The sequence below is a fragment of the Syntrophomonas wolfei subsp. methylbutyratica genome, from assembly GCF_001570625.1.
GTDB lineage: Bacteria > Bacillota > Syntrophomonadia > Syntrophomonadales > Syntrophomonadaceae > Syntrophomonas > Syntrophomonas methylbutyratica.
The window spans coordinates 1-22,482 of record NZ_BBQT01000005.1; the positions used below are offsets into that span (position 1 = coordinate 1).

The 22,482-nt window shown below is 43.9% G+C and carries 23 protein-coding genes and 1 rRNA gene; 19 read left to right on the plus strand and 5 right to left on the minus strand.

All coding sequences use genetic code 11. From position 1 onward, the window contains the following. Positions 1-115: 115 nt before the first annotated feature. The 6 genes from rrf (at position 116) to metF (ending at position 6,547) form a co-directional block, all read left to right on the plus strand. Positions 116-229 (plus strand): 5S ribosomal RNA (rrf, locus tag AWB54_RS05480). A 144-nt stretch (positions 230-373) separates the two neighbouring features. Beyond that, complete coding sequence (locus AWB54_RS05485; RefSeq protein ID WP_061213611.1) at positions 374-1,165, plus strand: REP-associated tyrosine transposase; 792 nt, start codon at positions 374-376, stop codon at positions 1,163-1,165. 330 nt (positions 1,166-1,495) lie between these two features. Then, positions 1,496-2,320: a CPBP family intramembrane glutamic endopeptidase gene (locus AWB54_RS05490; RefSeq protein ID WP_061213612.1), complete on the plus strand. Its 825-nt coding sequence runs from the start codon at positions 1,496-1,498 to the stop codon at positions 2,318-2,320. 125 nt (positions 2,321-2,445) lie between these two features. Then, positions 2,446-3,237 carry an REP-associated tyrosine transposase gene (locus tag AWB54_RS05495; RefSeq protein ID WP_061213613.1) on the plus strand — a complete coding sequence of 264 codons (792 nt, stop codon included), beginning with the start codon at positions 2,446-2,448 and terminating at the stop codon, positions 3,235-3,237. Positions 3,238-3,410: 173 nt separating this feature from the next. After that, positions 3,411-5,687 (plus strand): 5-methyltetrahydropteroyltriglutamate--homocysteine S-methyltransferase, encoded by a 2,277-nt coding sequence (gene metE / locus AWB54_RS05500; RefSeq protein ID WP_061213614.1) that lies wholly within the window; start codon positions 3,411-3,413, stop codon positions 5,685-5,687. After that, positions 5,684-6,547, plus strand: a complete 864-nt coding sequence (gene metF, locus AWB54_RS05505; RefSeq protein ID WP_061213615.1) for a methylenetetrahydrofolate reductase [NAD(P)H] — start codon at positions 5,684-5,686, stop codon at positions 6,545-6,547. The genes metE and metF overlap by 4 nt, the downstream gene beginning before the upstream one ends. Before the next feature lie 7 nt (positions 6,548-6,554). On the opposite strand, the gene AWB54_RS05510 is transcribed toward metF, so the two are convergent. Then, positions 6,555-7,478, minus strand: coding sequence for a LysR family transcriptional regulator (locus tag AWB54_RS05510; protein ID WP_061213616.1), 924 nt, complete (start codon positions 7,476-7,478; stop codon positions 6,555-6,557). 336 nt (positions 7,479-7,814) lie between these two features. On the opposite strand from AWB54_RS05510, the gene AWB54_RS05515 reads away from it, so the two are divergent. The 6 genes from AWB54_RS05515 (at position 7,815) to AWB54_RS16660 (ending at position 12,446) form a co-directional block, all read left to right on the plus strand. Next, positions 7,815-8,144, plus strand: coding sequence for an ArsR/SmtB family transcription factor (locus AWB54_RS05515; protein ID WP_455431852.1), 330 nt, complete (start codon positions 7,815-7,817; stop codon positions 8,142-8,144). A 14-nt stretch (positions 8,145-8,158) separates the two neighbouring features. Continuing rightward, entirely contained in the window at positions 8,159-8,521 is a 363-nt protein-coding gene (gene arsD / locus AWB54_RS05520) for an arsenite efflux transporter metallochaperone ArsD (protein ID WP_061213618.1), read from the plus strand. A 2-nt stretch (positions 8,522-8,523) separates the two neighbouring features. After that, the gene (gene arsA, locus AWB54_RS05525; RefSeq protein ID WP_061213619.1) at positions 8,524-10,269 is read left to right on the plus strand and encodes an arsenical pump-driving ATPase; all 1,746 of its coding nucleotides are present in this window, start codon (positions 8,524-8,526) and stop codon (positions 10,267-10,269) included. Positions 10,270-10,394: 125 nt separating this feature from the next. Continuing rightward, on the plus strand, positions 10,395-11,201 hold the full coding sequence (locus tag AWB54_RS05530) for an arsenite methyltransferase (RefSeq protein ID WP_061213620.1): 807 nt from the start codon (positions 10,395-10,397) through the stop codon (positions 11,199-11,201). A gap of 27 nt (positions 11,202-11,228) precedes the next feature. Continuing rightward, a complete protein-coding gene (gene arsB, locus AWB54_RS05535) occupies positions 11,229-12,305 on the plus strand; it encodes an ACR3 family arsenite efflux transporter (RefSeq protein ID WP_061213621.1) in 1,077 nt (358 codons plus the stop codon). A gap of 3 nt (positions 12,306-12,308) precedes the next feature. Beyond that, a complete protein-coding gene (locus AWB54_RS16660) occupies positions 12,309-12,446 on the plus strand; it encodes an arsenate reductase/protein-tyrosine-phosphatase family protein (protein WP_153014670.1) in 138 nt (45 codons plus the stop codon). Between the two features lie 61 nt (positions 12,447-12,507). Here the strand turns inward: AWB54_RS16660 and AWB54_RS05540 are convergent, their stop codons facing one another. Further along, positions 12,508-13,416, minus strand: a complete 909-nt coding sequence (locus AWB54_RS05540; protein ID WP_061213622.1) for a diaminopimelate dehydrogenase — start codon at positions 13,414-13,416, stop codon at positions 12,508-12,510. Positions 13,417-13,695: 279 nt separating this feature from the next. Between AWB54_RS05540 and AWB54_RS05545 the strand changes: the two genes are divergently transcribed. From AWB54_RS05545 to AWB54_RS05565, 5 genes are all read left to right on the plus strand, one after another. After that, positions 13,696-14,355, plus strand: coding sequence for an ABC transporter ATP-binding protein (locus AWB54_RS05545; RefSeq protein WP_235811103.1), 660 nt, complete (start codon positions 13,696-13,698; stop codon positions 14,353-14,355). After that, positions 14,345-16,036, plus strand: coding sequence for a COG1361 S-layer family protein (locus tag AWB54_RS05550; protein ID WP_061213624.1), 1,692 nt, complete (start codon positions 14,345-14,347; stop codon positions 16,034-16,036). Before AWB54_RS05545 ends, AWB54_RS05550 begins: the two co-directional genes overlap by 11 nt. Then, the gene (locus AWB54_RS05555) at positions 16,029-17,387 is read left to right on the plus strand and encodes an ABC transporter permease (RefSeq protein ID WP_061213625.1); all 1,359 of its coding nucleotides are present in this window, start codon (positions 16,029-16,031) and stop codon (positions 17,385-17,387) included. Before AWB54_RS05550 ends, AWB54_RS05555 begins: the two co-directional genes overlap by 8 nt. A 153-nt stretch (positions 17,388-17,540) precedes the next feature. Next, positions 17,541-18,287 carry an RNA polymerase sigma factor SigI gene (gene sigI, locus AWB54_RS05560; protein ID WP_235811109.1) on the plus strand — a complete coding sequence of 249 codons (747 nt, stop codon included), beginning with the start codon at positions 17,541-17,543 and terminating at the stop codon, positions 18,285-18,287. Positions 18,288-18,453: 166 nt separating this feature from the next. Further along, positions 18,454-19,533: an anti-sigma-I factor RsgI family protein gene (locus tag AWB54_RS05565; protein ID WP_061213627.1), complete on the plus strand. Its 1,080-nt coding sequence runs from the start codon at positions 18,454-18,456 to the stop codon at positions 19,531-19,533. Between the two features lie 134 nt (positions 19,534-19,667). On the opposite strand, the gene AWB54_RS05570 is transcribed toward AWB54_RS05565, so the two are convergent. Together AWB54_RS05570 and flgG are read right to left on the minus strand one after the other, a co-directional pair. After that, on the minus strand, positions 19,668-20,027 hold the full coding sequence (locus AWB54_RS05570; protein WP_061213628.1) for a rod-binding protein: 360 nt from the start codon (positions 20,025-20,027) through the stop codon (positions 19,668-19,670). Positions 20,028-20,063: 36 nt separating this feature from the next. Further along, positions 20,064-20,849 (minus strand): flagellar basal-body rod protein FlgG, encoded by a 786-nt coding sequence (flgG, locus tag AWB54_RS05575; protein WP_061213629.1) that lies wholly within the window; start codon positions 20,847-20,849, stop codon positions 20,064-20,066. A gap of 446 nt (positions 20,850-21,295) precedes the next feature. Between flgG and AWB54_RS05585 the strand changes: the two genes are divergently transcribed. Continuing rightward, positions 21,296-21,586, plus strand: a complete 291-nt coding sequence (locus AWB54_RS05585; protein ID WP_061213631.1) for a YlmC/YmxH family sporulation protein — start codon at positions 21,296-21,298, stop codon at positions 21,584-21,586. A 96-nt stretch (positions 21,587-21,682) separates the two neighbouring features. Further along, positions 21,683-22,135 (plus strand): transcriptional regulator NrdR, encoded by a 453-nt coding sequence (gene nrdR, locus AWB54_RS05590; protein WP_061213632.1) that lies wholly within the window; start codon positions 21,683-21,685, stop codon positions 22,133-22,135. A gap of 19 nt (positions 22,136-22,154) precedes the next feature. Here nrdR and AWB54_RS05595 read toward each other — a convergent pair whose 3' ends face one another. Next, the gene (locus tag AWB54_RS05595; RefSeq protein WP_061213633.1) at positions 22,155-22,445 is read right to left on the minus strand and encodes a hypothetical protein; all 291 of its coding nucleotides are present in this window, start codon (positions 22,443-22,445) and stop codon (positions 22,155-22,157) included. Positions 22,446-22,482 lie beyond the last annotated feature (37 nt).

The window sequence follows — 22,482 nt, forward strand, 5'->3', positions numbered from 1 at the left end:
GGTGTGTAAGTGTAGTGATGCATTAAGCTGACCGGTACTAATAGATCGAGGTCTTGACCTTAAGAACTTTCTTTCCCCGGCAGTTTCCAAAGAATTTGATAAAGCAATAAAATTTCCTGGTGACAATAGCGGAGAGGCCACACCCGTTCCCATCCCGAACACGGCAGTTAAGCTCTCCAGCGCCGATGGTACTGCGGTTTTTCCGTGGAAGAGTAGGTCGTTGCCAGGAATTAATTATTTTCTGCGGCAGGCAAGGGGACGGTTCTGTTGCCTGCCGGAACATCGCCTGGTATAATAGGCAGGCAAGGGGACGGTTCTGTTGCCTGCCGGAACATCGCCTGGTATAATATAGTTGTGTGGGAAGGTGAGCGAAGTGACGAGAAGAGCAAGGGAAATGGCCGAGACTGGCGTTTATCATATCATGCTGCGCGGCAATGAGAGAAAGTCGATTCTCGCTAGTGATGGGGAGAAACAATTCTTTCTGGACTGTATAAGAGGCAAGCAGAATGAAACTAATTTCTCGTTACATGCCTACTGTCTGATGGACAATCACGTTCATCTGCTTATTAACATACAAGATAATGAATTGGCATCTATCATGAAAGGCATAGCGACACGCTATGCCTTTTTCTATAATAATAGACACAATAGAGTTGGCCATGTATTCCAGGACCGGTTTAAAAGCGAACCGATAGAGGATGAAAGATACCTTTTGGCCGCTGTTCGATATATTCATAACAATCCGGTGAAAGCAGGAATGGTTTCAAATCCGGAAGACTACCGGTGGAGCAGTTATTGGGCTTACATCCAACCAGAGCTCTTCGGGGAAGAATGGATAGACAGCGCGTCTATTCTTGGCATTATTGCACTGGACAGAAAGAGTGCGATCGAGGAGTTTATACGATTTTCTAAAGATGTGGTCGAGGAAACATTTATTGACATCGAGGAAAAGTCAGGGATTAAAACACTTGACGAAGGAGGTTGTATTCTGAGGGAGTACCTGAAGCAAGAGGGTTTGCCAATCACCATTAAAGAAATCAAGGAGAACCAGGAATTGAGGCAGAAGGCCATCGTTTTTCTGCGGGCCAATACGCAATTGTCTCAGCGAAAAATTGCTATCTTACTGGGGATAGACAAAAGCATTGTGGAGAAAGTGAAATTATAAACAAGCAGGCAACAGAACCGTCCCCTTGCCTGCCCATGCTTTCGGTGTTTATAGCAAGTGCCTTTCTCCTTGAAATAAGATTGCTTGTGACGGATAAAAAAAAAGTCCAATCTTAACTCTTCCCATGGCTCAACTGCTCGTTGTTTCAGCTCTGTCGGGTAATAAAAGTGTGATAATGAAGGCCCTTAAAAAGCTGGATTATCACCTCCGCCGAAACTATTGTGCGTATAAGTCACATAGCTTAAAGAAATTAAAAGGGTTTCTTACTGATTAAAAATATTTCACGCTGTAGTGTTATTATGTTCCTCTTGTAAGGAGGCTGTATTTATTATGATTGAAAAATATCGGCATCCAGTACTCTTTTATACTTTGGCAACATTAATTCCATGGTCATTTTGGCTTGCTGCAGCGTATTTAAGTCACATTACACCTGGTTCGCACATTTATATTACAGTAGCGAGTATACTGGGGGTTATCGGATTAATAACCCCCATGATAATCTCTTTCTCCATGATTTTACCAGATCCTGAGCTTCGGGAAGATACTTTAAAGAGGTTTTTTGGTTTCAGGGGAATAAAGCCTGTTTATATCCTTGCAACGTGCTTTCTTATGCTTGCCAGTATTCTTTTAGCCCAAGCTGTTTCTTTGCTTTTTGGTTACAGCCCGGAACAATTCAAACTAGCAGGTGTCTTCTCATTTTCAGCTGGTATATTCCCGGCATGGTTCATGCTTTTATTAGCCCCGGTATTAGAAGAACTGGCCTGGCATACCTATGGCACTGACTGTTTACGCAAACGTTTCAGCTTGATAAGCACATCGCTGATGTTTGGGATTTATTGGGCTTTATGGCATTTTCCGCTTTCATTTATTAAGGATTATTATAATGCTAATTTAGTTGAAACGGGCTGGATATATTCTCTGAATTTTGCGGTTAGCCTTATCCCTTATGTGGTATTGATGAACTGGCTGTACTACAAAACAAACCGGAACATCTTAGTGGCAATTGTATTTCATATTACAGCAGGATTTTTTAATGAAATTTTCTTGACGCATCCTGACAGCAAAATCATACAAACCTTACTTTTACTCGTATTGACGATTGTCCTTGTAATAAAGGAACGGGACTTCTTTTTTAAAAGAGAATATCCGGAATAACACAAGGGGTGATGACACAGGGGGACGGTTTTGGAATCAAGAGGGTGAGGGCAGGCAAGGGGACGGTTCTGTTGCCTGCCGGAACATCGCCTGGTATAATATAGTTGTGTGGGAAGGTGAGCGAAGTGACGAGAAGAGCAAGGGAAATGGCCGAGACTGGCGTTTATCATATCATGCTGCGCGGCAATGAGAGAAAGTCGATTCTCGCTAGTGATGGGGAGAAACAATTCTTTCTGGACTGTATAAGAGGCAAGCAGAATGAAACTAATTTCTCGTTATATGCCTACTGTCTGATGGACAATCACGTTCACCTGCTTATTAACATACAAGATAATGAATTGGCATCTATCATGAAAGGCATAGCGACACGCTATGCCTTTTTCTATAATAATAGACACAATAGAGTTGGCCATGTATTCCAGGACCGGTTTAAAAGCGAACCGATAGAGGATGAAAGATACCTTTTGGCCGCTGTTCGATATATTCATAACAATCCGGTGAAAGCAGGAATGGTTTCAAATCCGGAAGACTACCGGTGGAGCAGTTATTGGGCTTACATCCAACCAGAGCTCTTCGGGGAAGAATGGATAGACAGCGCGTCTATTCTTGGCATTATTGCACTGGACAGAAAGAGTGCGATCGAGGAGTTTATACGATTTTCTAAAGATGTGGTCGAGGAAACATTTATTGACATCGAGGAAAAGTCAGGGATTAAAACACTTGACGAAGGAGGTTGTATTCTGAGGGAGTACCTGAAGCAAGAGGGTTTGCCAATCACCATTAAAGAAATCAAGGAGAACCAGGAATTGAGGCAGAAGGCCATCGTTTTTCTGCGGGCCAATACGCAATTGTCTCAGCGAAAAATTGCTATCTTACTGGGGATAGACAAAAGCATTGTGGAGAAAGTGAAATTATAAACAAGCAGGCAACAGAACCGTCCCCTTGCCTGCCGAACCGTCCCCTTGCCTGCCCCCTTGCCTGCCTCCATCTATAGTTTAAAGCTATGACAAAGCATACAAATCAAGTATTACGCTATGTCTAAAGCCGCATGGTATATTATTGCCACTATAGTTGGAAGGTGAGAGATATCATGAAAACAGCAACCATCGGTTACCCGAGAGTAGGGACTTTACGGGAACTAAAATTTGCAACCGAGAAGTATTTTGAAGGCGTTTTATCAAAAGCGGAGCTTCAAGACACTGCTGCTCTTCTCAGGAAAACACATTGGCAAATGCATATTAATAATGGCATTGATTTTATCCCATCCAATGATTTTTCTTTTTATGATAATATGCTGGATACGGCAGTTTTGCTTAATGTGGTTCCCAAACGCTACAGCTCTTTACAGCTAGATTCCTTGGAAGAGTATTTTGCCATGGCTAGAGGTTATCAGGGACTTAATGGCGATGTTAAGGCCCTGGCAATGAAGAAATGGTTCAATACCAATTACCATTATATTGTGCCTGAGATCGAGGATGACACAGAAATTTCACTGACTGGAACCAAGCCGTTTGATGAATTCTTGGAAGCCACAAATTGGGGGATCGTAACCAAACCTGTTATCATCGGAGCTTTTACCTTTTTAAAGCTCGCAAGATTTACCGGCAATAAAACAGCGATTGATTTTACCAAAGATATTATCGTGGCATACTCGAAGATTCTTAAGAAGTTTAATGATTTAGGCGCTGAATGGATACAGTTTGACGAGCCTGCGCTGGTTATGGACTTAAGCGCAGATGACGTTGCTCTTTTAAAGAAAATCTACGGTGAGATCCTTTTAGCAAAGGACAGTACAAAGGTGCTTTTACAAAGCTATTTCGGCGATCTGCGCGACTGCTACCAGGAGGTCACCACGCTGCCGTTTGATGGGATAGGACTCGATTTTATCGAGGGTAATCATTCGCTGGAACTGGTCAAACACTTTGGTTTCCCCGCAGATAAAACCCTTTTTGCCGGTGTTGTAAACGGCAAAAATATCTGGCGCAACAACTATAGCCAAACCCTGCTTATCCTTGATGAATTAAAGAAAACCCGCGCGACTATTGTTTTGAATACCTCCTGTTCGCTCTTGCACGTTCCGTACACCATAAAAAATGAAGAGTCACTAACTGATGAGTTTAAAAAACATTTTGCCTTTGCGGAGGAAAAAATGGGGGAACTGGCCGACCTGAAGAAAATTACCGCAAGCAATACCCCGGCTGAAATTACTGAATATATTAAAAACACCAGGCTTTTCAAAGAAAGCAGATTCTGCACGGACGCATCGGTGCAAGCTGCGGTTTCCTCACTTACACCGGAGGATTTCATCAGACATCCTGCATTTCATGAACGTGAAAAGATACAGAAGGCGGTATATAATCTGCCCTTGTTGCCAACCACAACCATCGGTTCATTCCCGCAGACGGCAGAGGTCAAAGCGAACCGCTCCGCTTTTAAAAACGGTAAAATTACATCAAAGCACTACATCGAATTTAATAAAAAGAAAATTGCGGAATGTGTTGCGCTGCAGGAAAAAATCGGGCTTGATGTGCTGGTTCACGGCGAATTTGAGCGCAACGATATGGTTGAATATTTCGGTGAATGCCTTAACGGGTTCCTTTTCACACAAAAAGCATGGGTACAGTCTTACGGTACTAGATGCGTTAAACCACCTATTATATGGGGTGATATTTCCCGTTCCCAAGCAATGACGGTCGATTATATCGTATACGCGCAATCGCTTACCAAGAAATACATGAAAGGGATGCTTACCGGTCCGGTCACGGTTTTGAACTGGTCGTTTCCCCGCGAGGATATTTCATTGCAAGAATGCGCCTTTCAGATCGCTCTGGCCATCAGACAAGAAGTGCTTGAGCTTGAAGCTAACGGTATAAAAATTATTCAGATTGATGAAGCTGCTCTTCGTGAAAAGCTCCCGCTAAGAAAAAGTGATTGGCACTGCGAATACCTGGACTGGGCGATTACTGCATTCAGGCTGGTACACAGCGGGGTTAAAGCCGAGACGCAGATTCATACCCATATGTGTTACAGCGAATTCAGCGATATTATAAAAGATATTGACGAGATGGATGCGGATGTTATCACCTTCGAGGCTTCCCGTTCCGACCTGGCAATTATCGATGTATTGAACCGGTGCGGATTTAAGACGGCAGTCGGTCCGGGGGTTTATGATATCCACTCACCTAGAATCCCCGGTACTGAGGAAATCAAGGAAGCAGTTTTTAAGATGCTTAAAAAAATACCCCAGGAAAAGCTCTGGGTAAATCCCGATTGCGGACTCAAAACGAGAGGAAATGCGGAAACAATTCCGAGCCTGAAAAACCTGGTTGATGCTGCCCAGGAAGTAAGAAGGAGCTTACAGCTATGAGAACATCAGAAATCTTTAATAATAAAACCGTGCTGTCGCTGGAAATTTTTCCTCCCCGGCGCACAGCCTCAATTGGAATCATATACAAAACGCTTGAAGAGTTGCAAGGATTAAACCCGGACTTTATCAGCGTAACTTATGGTGCCGGCGGAAGTGAAACCAACACCGCAACCTTGGAAATTGCTTCAGCAATCAAAAACAATTACGGAATTGAGAGCGTGGCGCATCTTCCATGCATCAATCTTAACAAAGATGAAGTGCTGAATATGCTGGAAGGCTTTAAACAAGCAGGAGTTGAAAATGTTTTGGCTTTGCGCGGTGATGTGAATCCTGCCTTGGTGCCAAAACAGGATTTTCGCTATGCCAGCGACCTGGTTTCGTTCATCAAGGAAAACGGCGATTTTAATATTATCGGAGCATGTTACCCGGAGGGGCACAGTGAGAGCTCCAGCCTGCTTGACGATATACGCAATCTTAAAATCAAGGTGGATGCCGGGACGGACCAGCTGATCACCCAGTTGTTTTTTGACAACAGTTACTTTTATTCATTTCGGGAACGAGCCAGTGTTGCAGGAATAAATGTACCGATTGAAGCTGGAATTATGCCGGTGGTAAATAAAAGACAGATTGAAAGAATGGTATCGCTGTGCGGCGTAAAGCTTCCGAAAAAGTTTGTAACCATGATGGAGAGATATGAGAATAATCCTGAAGCCATGCGTGATGCAGGGATTGCTTATGCCGTTGATCAAATTGTCGATCTTATAGCGCAAGGGGTAGATGGAATACACTTATATACGATGAATAACTCATATATTGCCAAGAAAATCTATGCAGCCATAAGCACTCTGCTGGTGGCATAAAGCGGGGTTATGATAATACAGTATAACCGTATTCAGAAATCAGCCGCTTTAATTCGGTGATATATTCAGATGCGATCGCACTCAGATGGGCCTTCTCATTGGCTATCCAACCCACCAGCATTTTTTCTTCCGTTTCCAGCGGCACGGAAATAATATTATCACCGTTTAGATCGCTGTTTAGAACGCCTGTGCAAATAGTGTATCCATTCAGCCCGATCAGCAGATTGAATAGCGTTGCGCGGTCGCTGACATGGATGGTTTTCTTATGTGGAGCGGTGCTCAAGATCTCCTCTGAGAAATAGAATGAATTATATTCACCTTGCTCAAAGGCCAGGAAAGGAAAATCATCCAGATCTTCAAGAGTGACCGAATTTTTATAGGCAAGCGGGTGAAGCGAACTGATAAAAACATGTGGGTCAGCTTTAAAAAGAGGGTTAAAGGTCAAGTGATTCTCTTTTAAAAGCTTATTAAGTACTTTTTCATTAAAGTCGCTTAAATATATTATGCCCAGCTCGCTGCGGAGATTCTTGACATCTTTAATGATTTCATAGGTCCTCGTTTCACGAAGTGTAAATTCATACTCATCCACATCTAATGCCAGAAGAAGATTCACAAAGGCGTTGACAGCGAAAGCGTAATGTTGAGTTGAAACGGAGCATAGCTGTTTTGAGGGCTTTTTGCCCAGATAACGCTGTTCCAGAAGTTCGGTCTGCTCTACAACCTGTCGCGCGTAAGAAAGAAATTCCGTACCGTCAATGGATAATGATATACCTTTCGTTGTGCGGTGAAATATCTCTATTCCTAGTTCGCTTTCAAGCTCTTTGACAGCATTTGAAAGGCTTGGCTGTGAGATGAAAAGCTGCTTGGCGGCTTCGGTAATTGAGCCGCATTCAACTATTTTGATAATGTATCTTAATTGTTGAAGTGTCATAGTCCCACCCTCTTACTATCATTTTTACAATACATTGTTTCCAGAAACCGCTTGTGATCAATGAGTTTGACGAGAGCTTGTGGTTGGCAGTCATTGATAAAGTAATAATCCATGATGCTGATGATATCCATTTTACTTTCAGAGATGGTATGGTAATTATAGTTTTAATAATTATAAACTACTAACCGCGGGCTGGCTACAATTCCGGTCCTGCGGGTATTTTTTATGAATTAATTATCATGACATTGACAGATGTCGATATGCTTGATACACTATAAACATATCGAGATGTTTGAATGTAATCGAGACATATAAATATGACGGGAGTGAGGTTTGATGAACTCTTATGCCGATTATGTTCCAGTATTTAAAGCGTTATCAGATGAGACGCGTTTAAAGATAATTGATATGCTGTCATGTGGTGAGATGTGCGCATGTGACATATTGGAAAAGTTCAGTATTTCTCAGTCAACGCTCAGCTACCATATGAAAATACTGACTGAAAGCGGCCTGGTTAATGGTGTTCGCGATGGGGCGTGGATGAGATATACGCTTAAAAGTGAAAGAACAGAGGATGCTATTAATTTTATCAACTATATAACTAATGAAAAGGACGATTGTATCTGTAAGCAGGCTAGCTGCAAAGTATGCGCTGAAGAAAAATGAGGAGGAATCCTAACATGAGAAAAATTGAGATTTTTGATCCGGCCATGTGCTGTAGCACCGGGGTGTGCGGCCCGTCAATTGATCCGGAGCTGATGAGGATTGCTACAGTAATTAATTCCTTAAAAGATAAAGGAATAATCATTAAGAGACATGGCTTGTCTAATGAACCGCAGGACTTTATTGCGAATAAAGTAATCAGCGACCTTCTGCAGAAAGAGGGAGCAGAAATACTACCCGTAACGCTGGTAGATGGTGCGGTGGCAAAAACCAAAGAATACCCAACTAATGAGGAAATTGAAAAATGGCTGGAAATAGAAATAGAGTCGAAACCGGCAGTCATCATAAACAGTAGCTGTGGCCCAAAGGGGTGCTGTTAATTATGAATACCAAATCATTTGATATAAATAAAATTAATCTTACCCAATACTTGTTTTTTACCGGCAAAGGCGGGGTGGGAAAGACATCTGCAGCATGTGCTGTAGCAGTAAATTTGGCAGACAGCGGCAAAAAAGTGCTGCTTATAAGCACTGACCCGGCTTCAAATTTGCAGGATGTTTTTAATACCGAATTAAACGGCAAGGGCGTACAGATTGAGGGTGTTCCCGGACTGGTAGTTGCCAACCTTGATCCGGAAGAAGCAGCCAGAGAATACCGGGAATCGGTTATATCTCCATATAGGGGAAAACTGCCCGACAGCGTAATTAATAATATGGAGGAACAGCTTTCAGGTTCTTGTACCATTGAGATTGCGGCCTTTGACCAGTTTTCACACTTTATCACCGACAATACAAGCGAAAATGAATTTGATTATATCATTTTTGATACCGCCCCGACCGGGCACACTCTGCGGATGCTGCAGCTGCCTTCAGCCTGGAGTAATTTTATTGCGGAAAGTACTCATGGAGCCTCATGTTTAGGCCAGCTTGCAGGGTTGCAGGATAAAAAAGATATGTATAAAAATGCGGTAATAAACCTTGCCGATAAAGCTAAGACTACACTTATCCTGGTTTCCAGGCCGGAAGAAACACCTCTGCTGGAAGCTGAACGGTCCAGCCAGGAATTGAGCAATTTAGGAATTAACAATCAGCTTCTCATTATCAACGGGGTGCTGGGTGAAGCATCAGATGATCTGTCACAAAAAATATTATCCAAGCAACAGCATGCCCTTAAAAACTTGCCGCCCGGATTAAGAGGATTTAAGGCCTATACGATCCCCTTGCGCTCCTATAACATATTAGGCTTGGATAAAATAAGGGCGTTCTTGAATAGCGATGCTTATATAAGTGCAGATGCAAAAAATAAATTAACGGATTTGAAACCTATAAATGATCTGGTTGAGGATATATACGCAGCCGGTAAAAAGGTCATTTTTACGATGGGCAAGGGCGGCGTAGGCAAGACATCTGTAGCAGCTACGATTGCCGTGGCGCTTTCTAAGAAGGGCGTTAAAGTGCATTTAACATCAACCGACCCAGCCGATCATCTGAGCTATGTTTTTTCTGGGGCGGAGAATATAAGCGTTAGCCATATTGATGAAAAGAAGGAACTGAAAGACTATCAAAATGAAGTACTGGCTAAGGCCCGCGAAACCATGAGCGAGGACGATGTTGCCTATATTGAGGAAGATTTGAGATCACCCTGCACCCAGGAGATTGCCGTATTTAGAGCATTTGCAGAAATAGTAGATAAAGCGGAAAATGAGGTTGTTATTATAGATACAGCCCCAACCGGCCATACCTTATTGCTTCTGGACTCAACCCTCAGTTATCACCGGGAGGTGCAAAGGACCAAAGGCGAAACTCCTGTATCGGTACAGAGATTATTACCAAGACTGCGGGACGAAAAACAGACTGAGGTGGTCATCGTTACATTGCCGGAAGCTACCCCTGTGTTTGAAGCGATACGATTGCGCGAAGATTTAAGCCGAGCTGGTATTAATAACAAATGGTGGGTGGTCAATCAGTCTCTTTCCGTAGCAGATACAAATAATCCCATGCTTGCTGCGCGGGCTGAGGCTGAAAGAACCTGGATCGAGAAAGTGCAACAAATTAGTGATGATAACTTCGTGGTTATTCCCTGGTTACAGGATCCCTCCATCAAGAATATCGGCAACTTTAAAGATTAGGGGTGAAGTTTATGATGATTAACGCTGGTCTAAAGGCTGTTTATAGAGGAAAAGCATATCATAGGCTTCAAAACGGAATATACAGTTCCGGAGACAGTTTAACAATAATAAGGGGATAATGCATTATGAATAATAAAGAAGAGATCAGAGAATTTATCAGAAAGAATTATTCTGAGGTAGCATTGCAAGGTTCAGCAGGGGGATGTTGCAGTAGTGGCTGCAGCTGCAGTGGCCCACAGATAAACATTAAGGATGCATCTATTAATATAGGTTATTCGGAAAGCGACTTTGAGGATATCCCAATTGAATCCAATATGGGTTTAGGATGCGGAAATCCAATAGCTATGGCGGCACTTAAAAAGGGTGAAATTGTACTTGATCTGGGAAGCGGTGGCGGCTTTGACTGCTTCCTGGCTCGAAAGCAGGTAGGGGAAAGTGGTTATGTTATCGGTATAGATATGACCCCGGAAATGGTCAAACTCGCCAGGCAGAATGCTGAACAAAGCGGTTATAAAAATATTGAATTCAGGCTGGGAGAGATTGAACACCTGCCGGTAGCAGATGGATCAGTTGATGTCATAATATCAAATTGTGTTATTAATTTGGCCTTGGAAAAACAGCAGGTTTTTAATGAAGCTTATAGGGTGCTTAAACCTGGAGGGCGGCTATCCATATCTGATATAGTAGCCACGGCACAAATACCTGAGTATATGAAAAATGATCTGGTCAGTTTGGTTGGCTGTATTGCCGGAGCTGAGTATGTGGGCAATATCGAAAATATGCTCAAAAACGCTGGTTTTGAAAACATTCGCATGATTCCTAAAGATAACAGTAAAGAGATAATCAAAAGCTGGGTTCCCGGTAAAAACATAGAGGAACTTGTGGCATCCTATATAATCGAAGCTGATAAATACGAATACAATATGCCTTAAAATAACTCGAATAGAGAAGGTGATACGTTGGAAAATGAAGCGCGGTTATCTTTCCTTGATAAGTATTTAACCTTATGGATCTTCATAGCAATGGGTATTGGTGTCTTAGGCGGATATCTATTTCCAAATTTAGCCCAATCGCTGAGTCAATTCAGTACCGGCACCATATCCTGGCCGATCGCCATCGGCTTGATCATTATGATGTACCCTCCTTTAGCCAAGGTAAAGTACGAAGAAATAGGGAAAGTAGCCCAGAATAAAAAGGTATTCTCATTCTCTTTGTTGCAGAACTGGGTTGTAGGACCTATTTTAATGTTTATTTTGGCCATAATTTTCTTTAGTAATAAACCTGGTTTTGCCATAGGGCTTATCATAATTGGTTTGGCCCGTTGCATCGCCATGGTCATTGTTTGGAACACTCTCGCCAAAGGAGACAATGAATATTGTGCCGCCTTAGTGGCGCTGAACTCAATCTTTCAGATACTTTTGTATACGGTGTATATCTATATCTTCGTTACGCTTATTCCAAAATGGCTGGGACTTTCTTGGGGAGGGCAGGTTGTCGATGTATCTATGATAGACGTGGCCAAGAGTGTGCTTATTTATTTAGGTATTCCCTTCGCCGCCGGATTCCTCACCAGATTTAGCTTAATCAGAATTAAAACCAAAGAATGGTATGAAAAAGTATTTATCCCCAAGATTTCACCTTTGGCACTCATTGCTTTGCTGTATACGATCGTGATTATGTTTATAACTAAGGGTGAGCAGATTATTCAGAATCCGTTTGATGTCATAAATATTGCTATTCCGCTTCTTATCTATTTTGCAGTTATGTTCTTTGCCAGCTTTTTTGCAGCCTATCGGTGGGGATTTAGATATGATCAGACCGTGACATTAGCATTTACCGCTGCAAGTAACAATTTTGAGTTAGCTATTGCCGTCGCTGTCGCGGTTTTCGGAATTGCCTCTGATGTGGCGTTTACTGCTGTTATAGGTCCATTAGTTGAAGTACCGGTTATGATAAGCTTAGTAAATTCAGCTTTGTTTTTTAAGAGAAAATACTTTGATGATAAAGGTTTGCCAAAACTTTACGAGGGGACTTAAGTTGTGCCGGACAGATACAAGGCAGCATTCATATGTGTTCATAATTCATGCCGTTCCCAAATGGCTGAGGCCTATATAACCTTGGCAAGTACTACAATCAGATGGGGTTGGAATAACACCCTCTCCCTTTCTGAAGTCTGATAAGCAACGACTATAACCGCTCACCCCTTACTCTCGTAAAGAAAGTGCCTGTGCTTATACTTTATAGCAATTTTCGGATAATATCGTCACGCTGGCCGTACATAAAGTCAATGATGGGAATTTCTATAAGGGTATAGGCACCGGGCTTCTGTTTGATGCTGGCCCGGGCAGCAGCTACCATAATCTGTGCGGTTAAAGCCGGGTTGTTGACCTGCATGGAAAAGCGCAGTATTTGATTATGGGTCGAGCCCGAAACCCCTTTTCTTACCATATCAACCCCGTGTCCCATATCAATTAGCTGTTTGACATCCGCTACCGGGATAACATGAGTTTCGTCTTTGATGAAATAGGGGTCTGTTTTGATGGCTTTTTTAACTTCTGCCAAATTAGCCCCGCTTTGCAACTGGACATAAACAATACGGCGATGGATGCCGGTACCCAGGGGGATGGTCATAGATAAAGCATCCTCAACACCATCCAGGGCTCGCACTGCTGCTGTGTGACCCATACTCATTCCAGGGCCAAAATTCGTATAGGTCAAGCCTTGGGGAACCATAAACTCATACATGCATCTAAGCATGGAATCTGTCCCGGGATCCCATCCTGCGGAAATAACTGCCACCGAATGGTTAGCCACAGCGATTTCATCCAATTCCAGGCGCAAATCAGCCAGTTGCCCGTGAATGTCATAGCAGTCTATACTATTAATCCCCAGACTTAGTATTTCCCGTGCCATAGAAGGCACAGCGCGAGTAGGGATGCATAATAAGGCCACCTGCACCCCGCTTAATTGATCAAGGGATTGCACCATCTTTATATCCATTGCGGCTAGTATCCTGGCGCTATCTGAGCAATACGGCTGTTGAACTACGCCAAGCAATTCCATATCTATTGAAGATTGCAGAGCCTCCACTGCCATCCTGCCAACATTTCCGTAGCCGATTACCGCTGCTTTGATTTTTTCGTTCATAACTGCATTCCTTTCATGAATCTATTACATTGTAGCGTATACAATCTAAAACAGAATTGCAATAAGAGTAAAGAGAGTAGATTGTATACATGCAGTAGAAAAGGAATGTGAGTTTTTTATTTAAAGATAGGCGGGAAAATCATATAATGGGACTAGTGCAAGAAAATTTGTCCATTATTGTATATCTTATAGAACTGCTAAAAAAAAGGAGGGAAGAGCATAAAAAACAATATTGAGATTCGTAATCTAAGAAAGGTTTATAAACTGGGGAAGGAAAAGGTGGTAGCTCTGGATGATCTGTCTTTGGACATATTGTCAGGAGAAATATGTTGCATCCTGGGAACCTCTGGCTCAGGCAAGTCCACCCTCCTGAATCTTCTGGCCGGTTTGGAGAAGGCAAGCAGAGGAAGTATTCTAATCCGGGGAAAAAACATTGGAAAAATGAATGAACGGCAACTGGCCCTTTTCAGGCAAAAAAACATCGGCTTTGTTTTTCAATCGTATAACCTTTTGCCATCCCTTTCAGCCCTGGAAAACGTGAGCCTGCCTTTAGTTTTCCGGGGTATTAAAAAAGAAAAAAGAGAGCAATTGGCCCGGGCCCTTTTACAGGATGTTGGTCTCAAAACCCATCTTAAGCATAAACCGGCGGAGATGAGCGGGGGACAACAACAACGGGTGGGAATCGCCCGGGCTTTTGTCGGCAGTCCCCCTATTATCCTGGCCGATGAGCCCACCGGGAATCTGGATTCCAAGACCAGCCTGGAGGTAATTCAGCTTATGTTGAAGCTGGCCCGGGAAAAACAGCAGACCCTGGTAATTGTAACTCATGATAGCGAAGTGGCTGGTTTTGCTGATAAAACCGTATTTATTCGGGATGGAAAGATAGCGGAAGTCATAATAAATAATACAAATGTAGGGGAGAGAAGAGATGAAACATAGGAGTGTTTTTTTTATTGTTTTCTTGAGTATGATTATTAGCTGTTATTTGCTGGGCTGGTATAAGCCGCAGTCGCTGGAGGCGGCCGACAACCTCTCCCTGGAAGAACCCAAACTGGTGATTGGGCGCAGCAACTCCATGCCGGTGTTTAAAGCCGGAGAGGAAGGAAATTTGATAATTCCGATACAAAACAGCCGTGATGGTGAAGCGCGAAACATAAATGTTTCCCTCCTTATTGATGATGTCGCCAAGTTCCCCTTTGAATTGGAGAAGATGTCGCTGCAAACCGGAATGAGTTCTATTGGCGGCTATCGTACGGAAAGTGCCATTTTTTTTGGAATAAAGGTAGCAAAGGCAGCTGAATCCAAAGTCTATCCCATTGGGGTTAAAATTGATTATACCAGTCAAAATGGTAATGAAGGTCAGTCTTCCGGTACTATATATGTAAAAATTGAAAATGAGCAGAAAACCCCCGGGCTTATACTGGCCGGAATCCAAATGGAAAATGAGCAGATAGACAGCGGGGAAAGCCAGACCATAGAGCTGAAGATAAAAAATGACGGGCATCTCACCGCCCGGGATATTGACATAAAACTGGCCGGGTTTACCGCCAACGGTCTACGGTTGGACCAGCCCCTCGATACCTTCCACCTCAAGGAGTTCAAGGGCCAGGAATTTAAATACATACCCTTTAAGATATACGCCGATCCCAGTATGGAGAGTGGAACCTATCCCCTTGATCTCGTAATGAAATATAAAGACGAGTTCAATAAGGATTACAGCAAGGAAGAGAAGCTTTATTTGACGGTGGAAGGCAGTGGACCGGAAGGCAAAAACAAAAAGGCCACCCCTCGGCTTATAATCAACAACTACTTCTATGGTGGCGAATATGCTGTAGCGGGAGAAGTCTTTTCCCTGTCCATGTCTTTGCTTAATACCAGCCAGGTTAAGATGCTAAATAACATCAAATTGAGCTTGAGTTCGGAGGAAAATATCTTTTCTCCGGTAAACAGCAGCAACTCCATTTTTATTGACAGTATTCCCGCAGCCGGTAGTATAACCCAAAGCATAGAGCTTAAACCCAAAGTGGATGTAGCCAACAAGACCTATAATATTACCGTTGACATCGAATATGAAGATGAAAAAGGCAATAAATATACGGCCAAGGAATTAATCGGCATACCAGTAGCTCAACCGGTAAAACTTGTTTTCTCCGATATAGAAATGCCACCCGAGGTTTTTGCCGGTACACCGGTGGGGATTTCGCTCGACTTTTATAATACCGGTCGAGCCTTAATAAGAAATCTGATAATAAGTACCGAGGGGGATTTCACTATCCAGGATGGCAATGTTTTCGTGGGGAATCTGGAAGCGGGGAAAAGTGATTATTACGATATCACCGTAACCCCCAATAAAGAAGGCAAATTAACCGGGAAAGTGCTATTCGACTATGACGATGATACCGGCAAGCACTATAAAGTCGAAAAAAGCTTCGAGTTGGAAGTGATGAAAGCTGCTCCCCCACCGGCTGATATACCTCCTCCGGGTATGGAGGAAGCCGGCGCTGCCAAGTGGAAGAAGCCGGCAATAATCGGTTCAGGCATACTTGTGGCGGGTATAGCCGCTTTTATTCTTCGCCGCCGGCAGCTTAGAAAGAAAGAGGAAGTGAGCCTGGATGAATAATTTAGATTTGTTCAAGATGAGTGCCGGCAGCCTCTTGCGCAGAAAACTCAGAACCATTCTTACATTACTCGGGGTGGTGATTGGAACCAGCTCCATTGTAGTAATGATTTCCCTGGGAATAGCTATGGATCTCAGTTTTAAAGAAAGCCTGAAACAAATGGGGAGCCTGAATGTGATCGAGGTATATCCTTCTTATGATATGATGCCATCGATGGGTTCACGAAGGAGTGAGGGAATAAAGCTGGATGACCAGGCGGTCAGAACCTTGGAACAGATCCCCGGGGTAGAGGCGGTTATGCCCAGTAAAAATGCCTATATGCGCATCAGCGCCGGTAAAATGGTGGGTGATGTGAGTCTTATCGGTATTAACCCGGAATTGATGGAAGCCTTTGACTTTAAAGTGCAGAAAGGGAGATTGTTGAGCAGTTCGGACAAGGATGCCATAGTATTTGGCCAGCGAGTGGCCTTTAATTTCCGTAATCCCAGGTCCCGGAATCAGGAAGTACATATAATGTTCGGCCCGGGCCCGGATATGCCGGAGGAACCTCCCCTGGATTTAATAAACGACAAGATGCTGTTAACCTGGGATATGAGCTACGGGGAAAGGCGAAGTAATAAACCCGACACAGACAGCGACTATACCCCGCCCCCGCCGCGCAAGGTAAAGGGAGTGGGTATCCTGGAAGGAGGTTTTAGTGAAAAGGCCTACAGCGCCTATATCAACCTGAATACCCTGGAGGAATTGCTGGAAGAAGAGAATAAGGCCCGGCATGTGGACAAGAGCAAACAAAGAAAGGAAGATAAATACCAGAATATAAAGGTCAAGGTGAGCGATATCCAGCAGGTGGAAAGCGTACAGGAAAGGATTAAAGCCCTGGGTTTTCAAGCTCACAGCCTGTCGGATATGGTTAAATCCATGAAGGAAACATCACGCAAGATGCAGGCCATACTGGGAGGTATCGGGGCCGTAAGCCTGCTGGTGGCCGCTATCGGTATAACCAATACCATGATAATGAGTATTTACGAAAGAACCCGGGAAATAGGGGTAATGAAAGTTCTGGGAGCCAGGCTTGGCGATATCAGGGACCTTTTCCTGCTGGAAGCTGCGATGATAGGATTGGGAGGTGGTTGCATCGGCTTGCTCTTCAGCTATCTGGTTTCTTATATATTGAACCGGGTTACAGCTGGTTTTATGGGCAGTATGGGAGGTGATGTCGGCATCTCCGTAATTACCTGGGAACTGGGTTTGGCTGCCGTTGTCTTCGCCACCATGGTAGGTATCATTTCCGGTTATTCGCCGGCCCGGCGGGCCATGAAATTGAGTGCTCTGGAGGCCATCAGGACAGAATAAGGAAAAAGATACAGACATAAATTAAATGCTAGTTTTATTAGCCCGCCATAGGCGGGTTTTTTATTTGACCCCACTTTCCCTTTTTGCCCCGGCGTATATATAATAGAAAAAGGAATACAGGAAAACAGAAATGGGAAAAGGTAGTTCTTGAAAATGGAACTGGGAACCGGAGTATCAGAACTGGATAAACGCTTGGGACTAGTATGGGAGAAATATGCGGCCGGGCAGAAAACAGCTGTAGATGAGATATATGATGATATAATGCCATTTTGCCTGAAAGTTTGCTCCCGAGTATCAGGTAAATTCGTAAACCCTTATGATGATGAAGCAAGCATAGCTCGCCTGGCTATTCTGGAGGCCATGGCCAGATATGAACCGGACAGAGGGAGTATTCTGCTATTTCTGGCCCAGGTGGTTAAATCACGGGTGTTGGACCATAAGCGCCGTGAAAAAAGATGGTACTCGCTTCCGTTTTCCTTACTAAAGCAGGTGGAAAACCCGGTGGATCGACAAGCCGATGAAGATCTGCTGGAGATATTGAATGATATGGACCGAAAGCAAGAGATAGAGAACTTGCAGCTTATCCTGGCAGATTATGAAATAAGTTTTGCTGACCTGGTAACAAATAGTCCCAAACATCGTAAAACTAGAGAGGAAACCAGGAGAATTGCGCTATTGTTGGCTCAAACAGAGGAGTTAAAGCAAGACTTGCGTGAAAAAAAGATGTTGCCTGTAAAGCAACTTATAGAATTGGGCCGATTCAAGCGGAAGACATTGGAACGCTATCGAAAATATATCATCGCCAGTGCCATTATATTAGCCGGCGATTTTCCCCATCTTCAAACCTTTGTATTATCCCGGGAAGGGATGGAAGAGCCTCCTTCTTCACTGAAACTATAATGAGGTGAAATATCTCCTCCGCTAAGCGGTGGTTTTCTATAAACAAAACAGGCGGCTCCTCCCAATCCACCCACCTCGTTGCAGCGCTGTGTTGAAACTGCTTCACGGTTTCTTCCGATGCTTAAAATTAGCTCTTGGAAAATGCTTTAGGGAAAGGAAGAATAGGATGTCTGGAAAGAAAGGTATAGTAATGGAAAAGGGTGAAGGTTGGGTTATTGTCTTGTTGGATAGCGGAGAATACGACCAGTTTTATACCCGGGAAGATTGGGAAGTAGGGCAGATCTACCACAGGAAGACCCCGATCAAGATGCTGGCCGTAGCCGCCGTGTTTTTGCTGGTATTCCTGGCTACTCTGGACTTTTTCACCGTGCTTACCTATGCCCGCCTATCAACTGGGGTAGAATTGGGTTTCAACCGTTGGGATCGGGTAGTTAAAGTAAAAGCCCAGGATGAAAACGCCCAAGCAATAGTAGCCGGTCTGGATTTGAAGGGGGCAACAGCGGAGACAGCTGTGGCCGAGGTATTCAAAAAATCGCTCCAGGACAATAAAGCTTTGAGGGACGGCCAGGCTGCCGCCACTTATTCCCTGGAACTGGAGGGAAAGCTCCAGGATGAAGTTAGAGCCAGGCTCTGGCAGAAGATGGATAGAGGAGTAAATAAAGCCATAGAACAACAGGAGGGACAGGAATATAGTTGGAAAACGGTGGGGAAAAATAAAAAACTGCTTGTACCTCAAACAAAAGTATTATCAGTGAAGTCCCATAGGCTCACAGGCAAACCCCCGCAATCAGAGCCAAGAGCCAGGGGCATAATTGAAAATAATGGTTCGGCAAAAAGTGAGGCAAAGGGCAGGGCGCAAAGTGGGTTTGAAGATAATGCCAATAATGACATTAAAAAAGATGAAATAAGCGATGAGATAAAAGGTCAAGCAAAAGACCGCGGAAATAAGCCGGAGGAGAAAAAGTATTCCGAGCCGGAAAAGAGAGAAGAAGGAGTTCCCTCTTTTACAGATAAAGAAAAGAACATAAAGCCCGAGGTAACAACCGAGTCAGGTTTTAACAAAGATAATTCAGCTGATAGTGAAGGTACAGAAATTAAGGACAAAGACAAGGCTGAGGAGAAGACTGAGGATAAGGAAAAGGACAAAAACAAGGACAAAGCTAAAGATGAGGCAAAAGATAAAGATGAGGCAAAAGATAAAGATAAGGATAAAAAAGAGGATAAATACCGGGGCCGGAACCAGTAGCTTAAATCGCCCGGGATAAATACCCCTGACTCTAATTTTTCAGGTAAAAACGAGATTGAGCGGTTGTAAGCTTTGGAAAATTTCCCCTAATAATCCCTTATCTGAATTTAGAACTTGCTGGTAGGAAGCAGCTTCTAAAGCTTTTGACTGAGCTGGCGGAAGATTATATCCGCCAGGCCGGTAGAGTTGCTTTTACTTATTTCTTTGGCATATTCTTCAAAGAGCAGGGATTCCCATAATTCAGTGGCATAGCTGTGCCCGGTAAAATCTGATTTGGGGATGGTGTTGCGCATGGACTGCAGTATCTGGTTTAAAAAAACCGACTCCAGTTCCTGGCAGGCCTTATAAAGTTTGGCCTGGTCCTTTTTGTTCTGGGCATTCTCCAACTCCCGGGCAAATTTTCCGGTCTGGCTTTGTTCTTTGTTTATATTTATTTGATTCTGCCCCAGGCCCATGCTGGCGGGTGAGGAAGCAGCTGTATGGTCTATGCGCACTTTAAAATTCCCTTTCTAAAGCCCTCGCCTGCCGTATTAGCGGCGCAAATTGGCTGCTGTCTGCAACATCTCATCCGAGGATATTATTACCTTGGAATTAATTTCATAGGCTCGCTGGGCGGTAATCAAGTTCACCATTTCCTCGACAATCTGCACATTGGACATTTCCAGGTAACCCGCTTCCAGGGATACGCTGTTGTCACTATCGGGCTGCCATTCTTCCGCTTCGCCCGAGTTGGGCGTGGCCTGGTAGAGGTTTTTACCCATTTTCTGCAGGCCCGCGGGATTGATAAACTTAAAAAGCTTAAGCTGTCCCGCTTCCTCCGGGTTCTCTTGCCCGGGCTTCATATAGCTAATCTTGCCATTACTGGCAATCTTAATATCATAGGCCCCCTCATCAAAAGTCCCGGCTCCTTCCAGGAGATGGCCATCGGCAGTTACCAGTTGCCCATTAGCGTCGATTTTAAAAGCACCATCCCGGGTATAGAGAAGTTCGTCATTTCCTTCCACCTTCACCCCGAAAAAGGCCGTTCCATTGATGGCTACATCCAGCGGATTCTCGGTTGCCTGCAGGTTGCCGGTATTGAAAATGGTGTTGATGGCGGCAGGTCTTACCCCGAGCCCCACCAGCAAACCTACCGGTTCATTCCGGTCCTCATCCGCCGCCGGGCGCCGGATGGTTTGATAAAGCAGGTCCTGGAATTCAAGCCGCTGCTTTTTAAAACCTATGGTGTTTACATTGGCCATATTATGGGATAGGGTGTCGATGTTGAGTTGCTGGGCGTACATGCCTGTGCTGGCAGTATAAAGAGACCGCATCATAAGCGCTATTCCTCCCAAAAATAAAATTAGGAAACGACAGCACATCAATCGTTCTGTGCTGTGACGGGCCTCTCCAGGTGAGTCCAGCCCGTATGAAAATTAGGTTATCATTAATGTTATCGAAGAGCAGGGAGAAAACCTTGAGCAGTTTTCTAAAATTTATTTGCACATTTCGGCTGACTATGTCACAAGACAGGAGAGAGCAACGGAAACATTTCTGGCTGTATTTCATATATTAGAATTGTACACAGTTGGCAAATTGCTTGAGCAGTTGCCGTTAGAATCTGCTGGTGAAAAGTCTGCTCAGGTGGTTGCAGAAGTATATTTGCTAAATCGAATAAGCCAGCCGGGTTTTTCTGGGGAATTAGCATTATGTGGAGAAGTAAAAAGTCTGAAGGAAATTCCTTCATAATCTTTTGTGCTTCAAGAAAGGAATGGTTGCAAAAATGATTAAAGTGTCGGATTTAAGAGCCCGGGATGTGGTAAACATCCTGGATGGCAAGAAGTTGGGCAATATTATTGATATAGACCTGGATCTGGACAACGGTAAGGTTACTTCCTTGATTTTACCCGGACGCAATCGCCGCTATAGTTTCTTTTCGCGCCGGGAAGAACTAGCGGTACCCTGGAATAAGATCATCAGAATAGGCCGAGATGTAATCCTGGTGGAAATGCCGGTAGCTAACGAGATTGATCCCTACCGGAGAGATTACCTGTTGGATGAAGAACATCTGTAAAGACCCGGCAACTGCACGCTTAAAGCTTGAATTCTATCTTGCTTTTGTTCATAATAAGGGCAGGCAGGGACTTGGTCTTCAAGGGGTGATGAATAAGTGCGCTGTCCTTATTGCCAGGAATTCGAAAGCCGGGTGGTTGATTCCCGTTCCGGTGATGATGGTTCCTTTATCCGCAGGCGGCGTGAGTGCAATGCTTGCAAAAGAAGGTTTACCACCTATGAAAGGCTGGAAGAGAGAGGCCTGTTGGTAATAAAAAAAGGCGGCAACCGGGAAGCATTTAACCGGAAAAAAATACTTGACGGTATTGCCCGGGCTTGCGAAAAGCGACCTGTCAGCATGGAAGAAATGGAAAATATGGTTGCCAGCATCGAAAGAGAATTAAGGGATCTTTATGAGCATGAGGTCAGCAGCAAGGCTATCGGTGAAATGGTTATGGACAGGCTGCAACGCAGGGATGAAGTAGCTTATGTTCGTTTTGCCTCGGTATACCGGCAATTCACTGATCTGAATAGTTTTATCAAGACCATTGACCAACTTAAACAAAGGTAGAAAAAGAAAATGCAGGATATTATTTTCCTGCATTTTCCGACTCCAGAAGATCACGGGCCTCGTCTACCATCTCTTCAGGCACTGCAATAATCACTTCGGCCAGTGGTCCGGTAGTAAAAGGGAACTGAGGTATTTCGCGCCGTGATATTCTAACCGGGATACCATAGAACTTGAGCATGCTTTCAATCACTATATCATCGGGAGGATAGACTTTGCTGATGGTAATCCAGGATTTTACCTGCTTGTCGGATAGGCGCTGCAGGGGTCCAAGACCTTTCTCATGGCTGTTGTTGTTGGGAGAATCCATCATTAATGCACCTCCTGTTATTATTCTATGCTAAAATTAA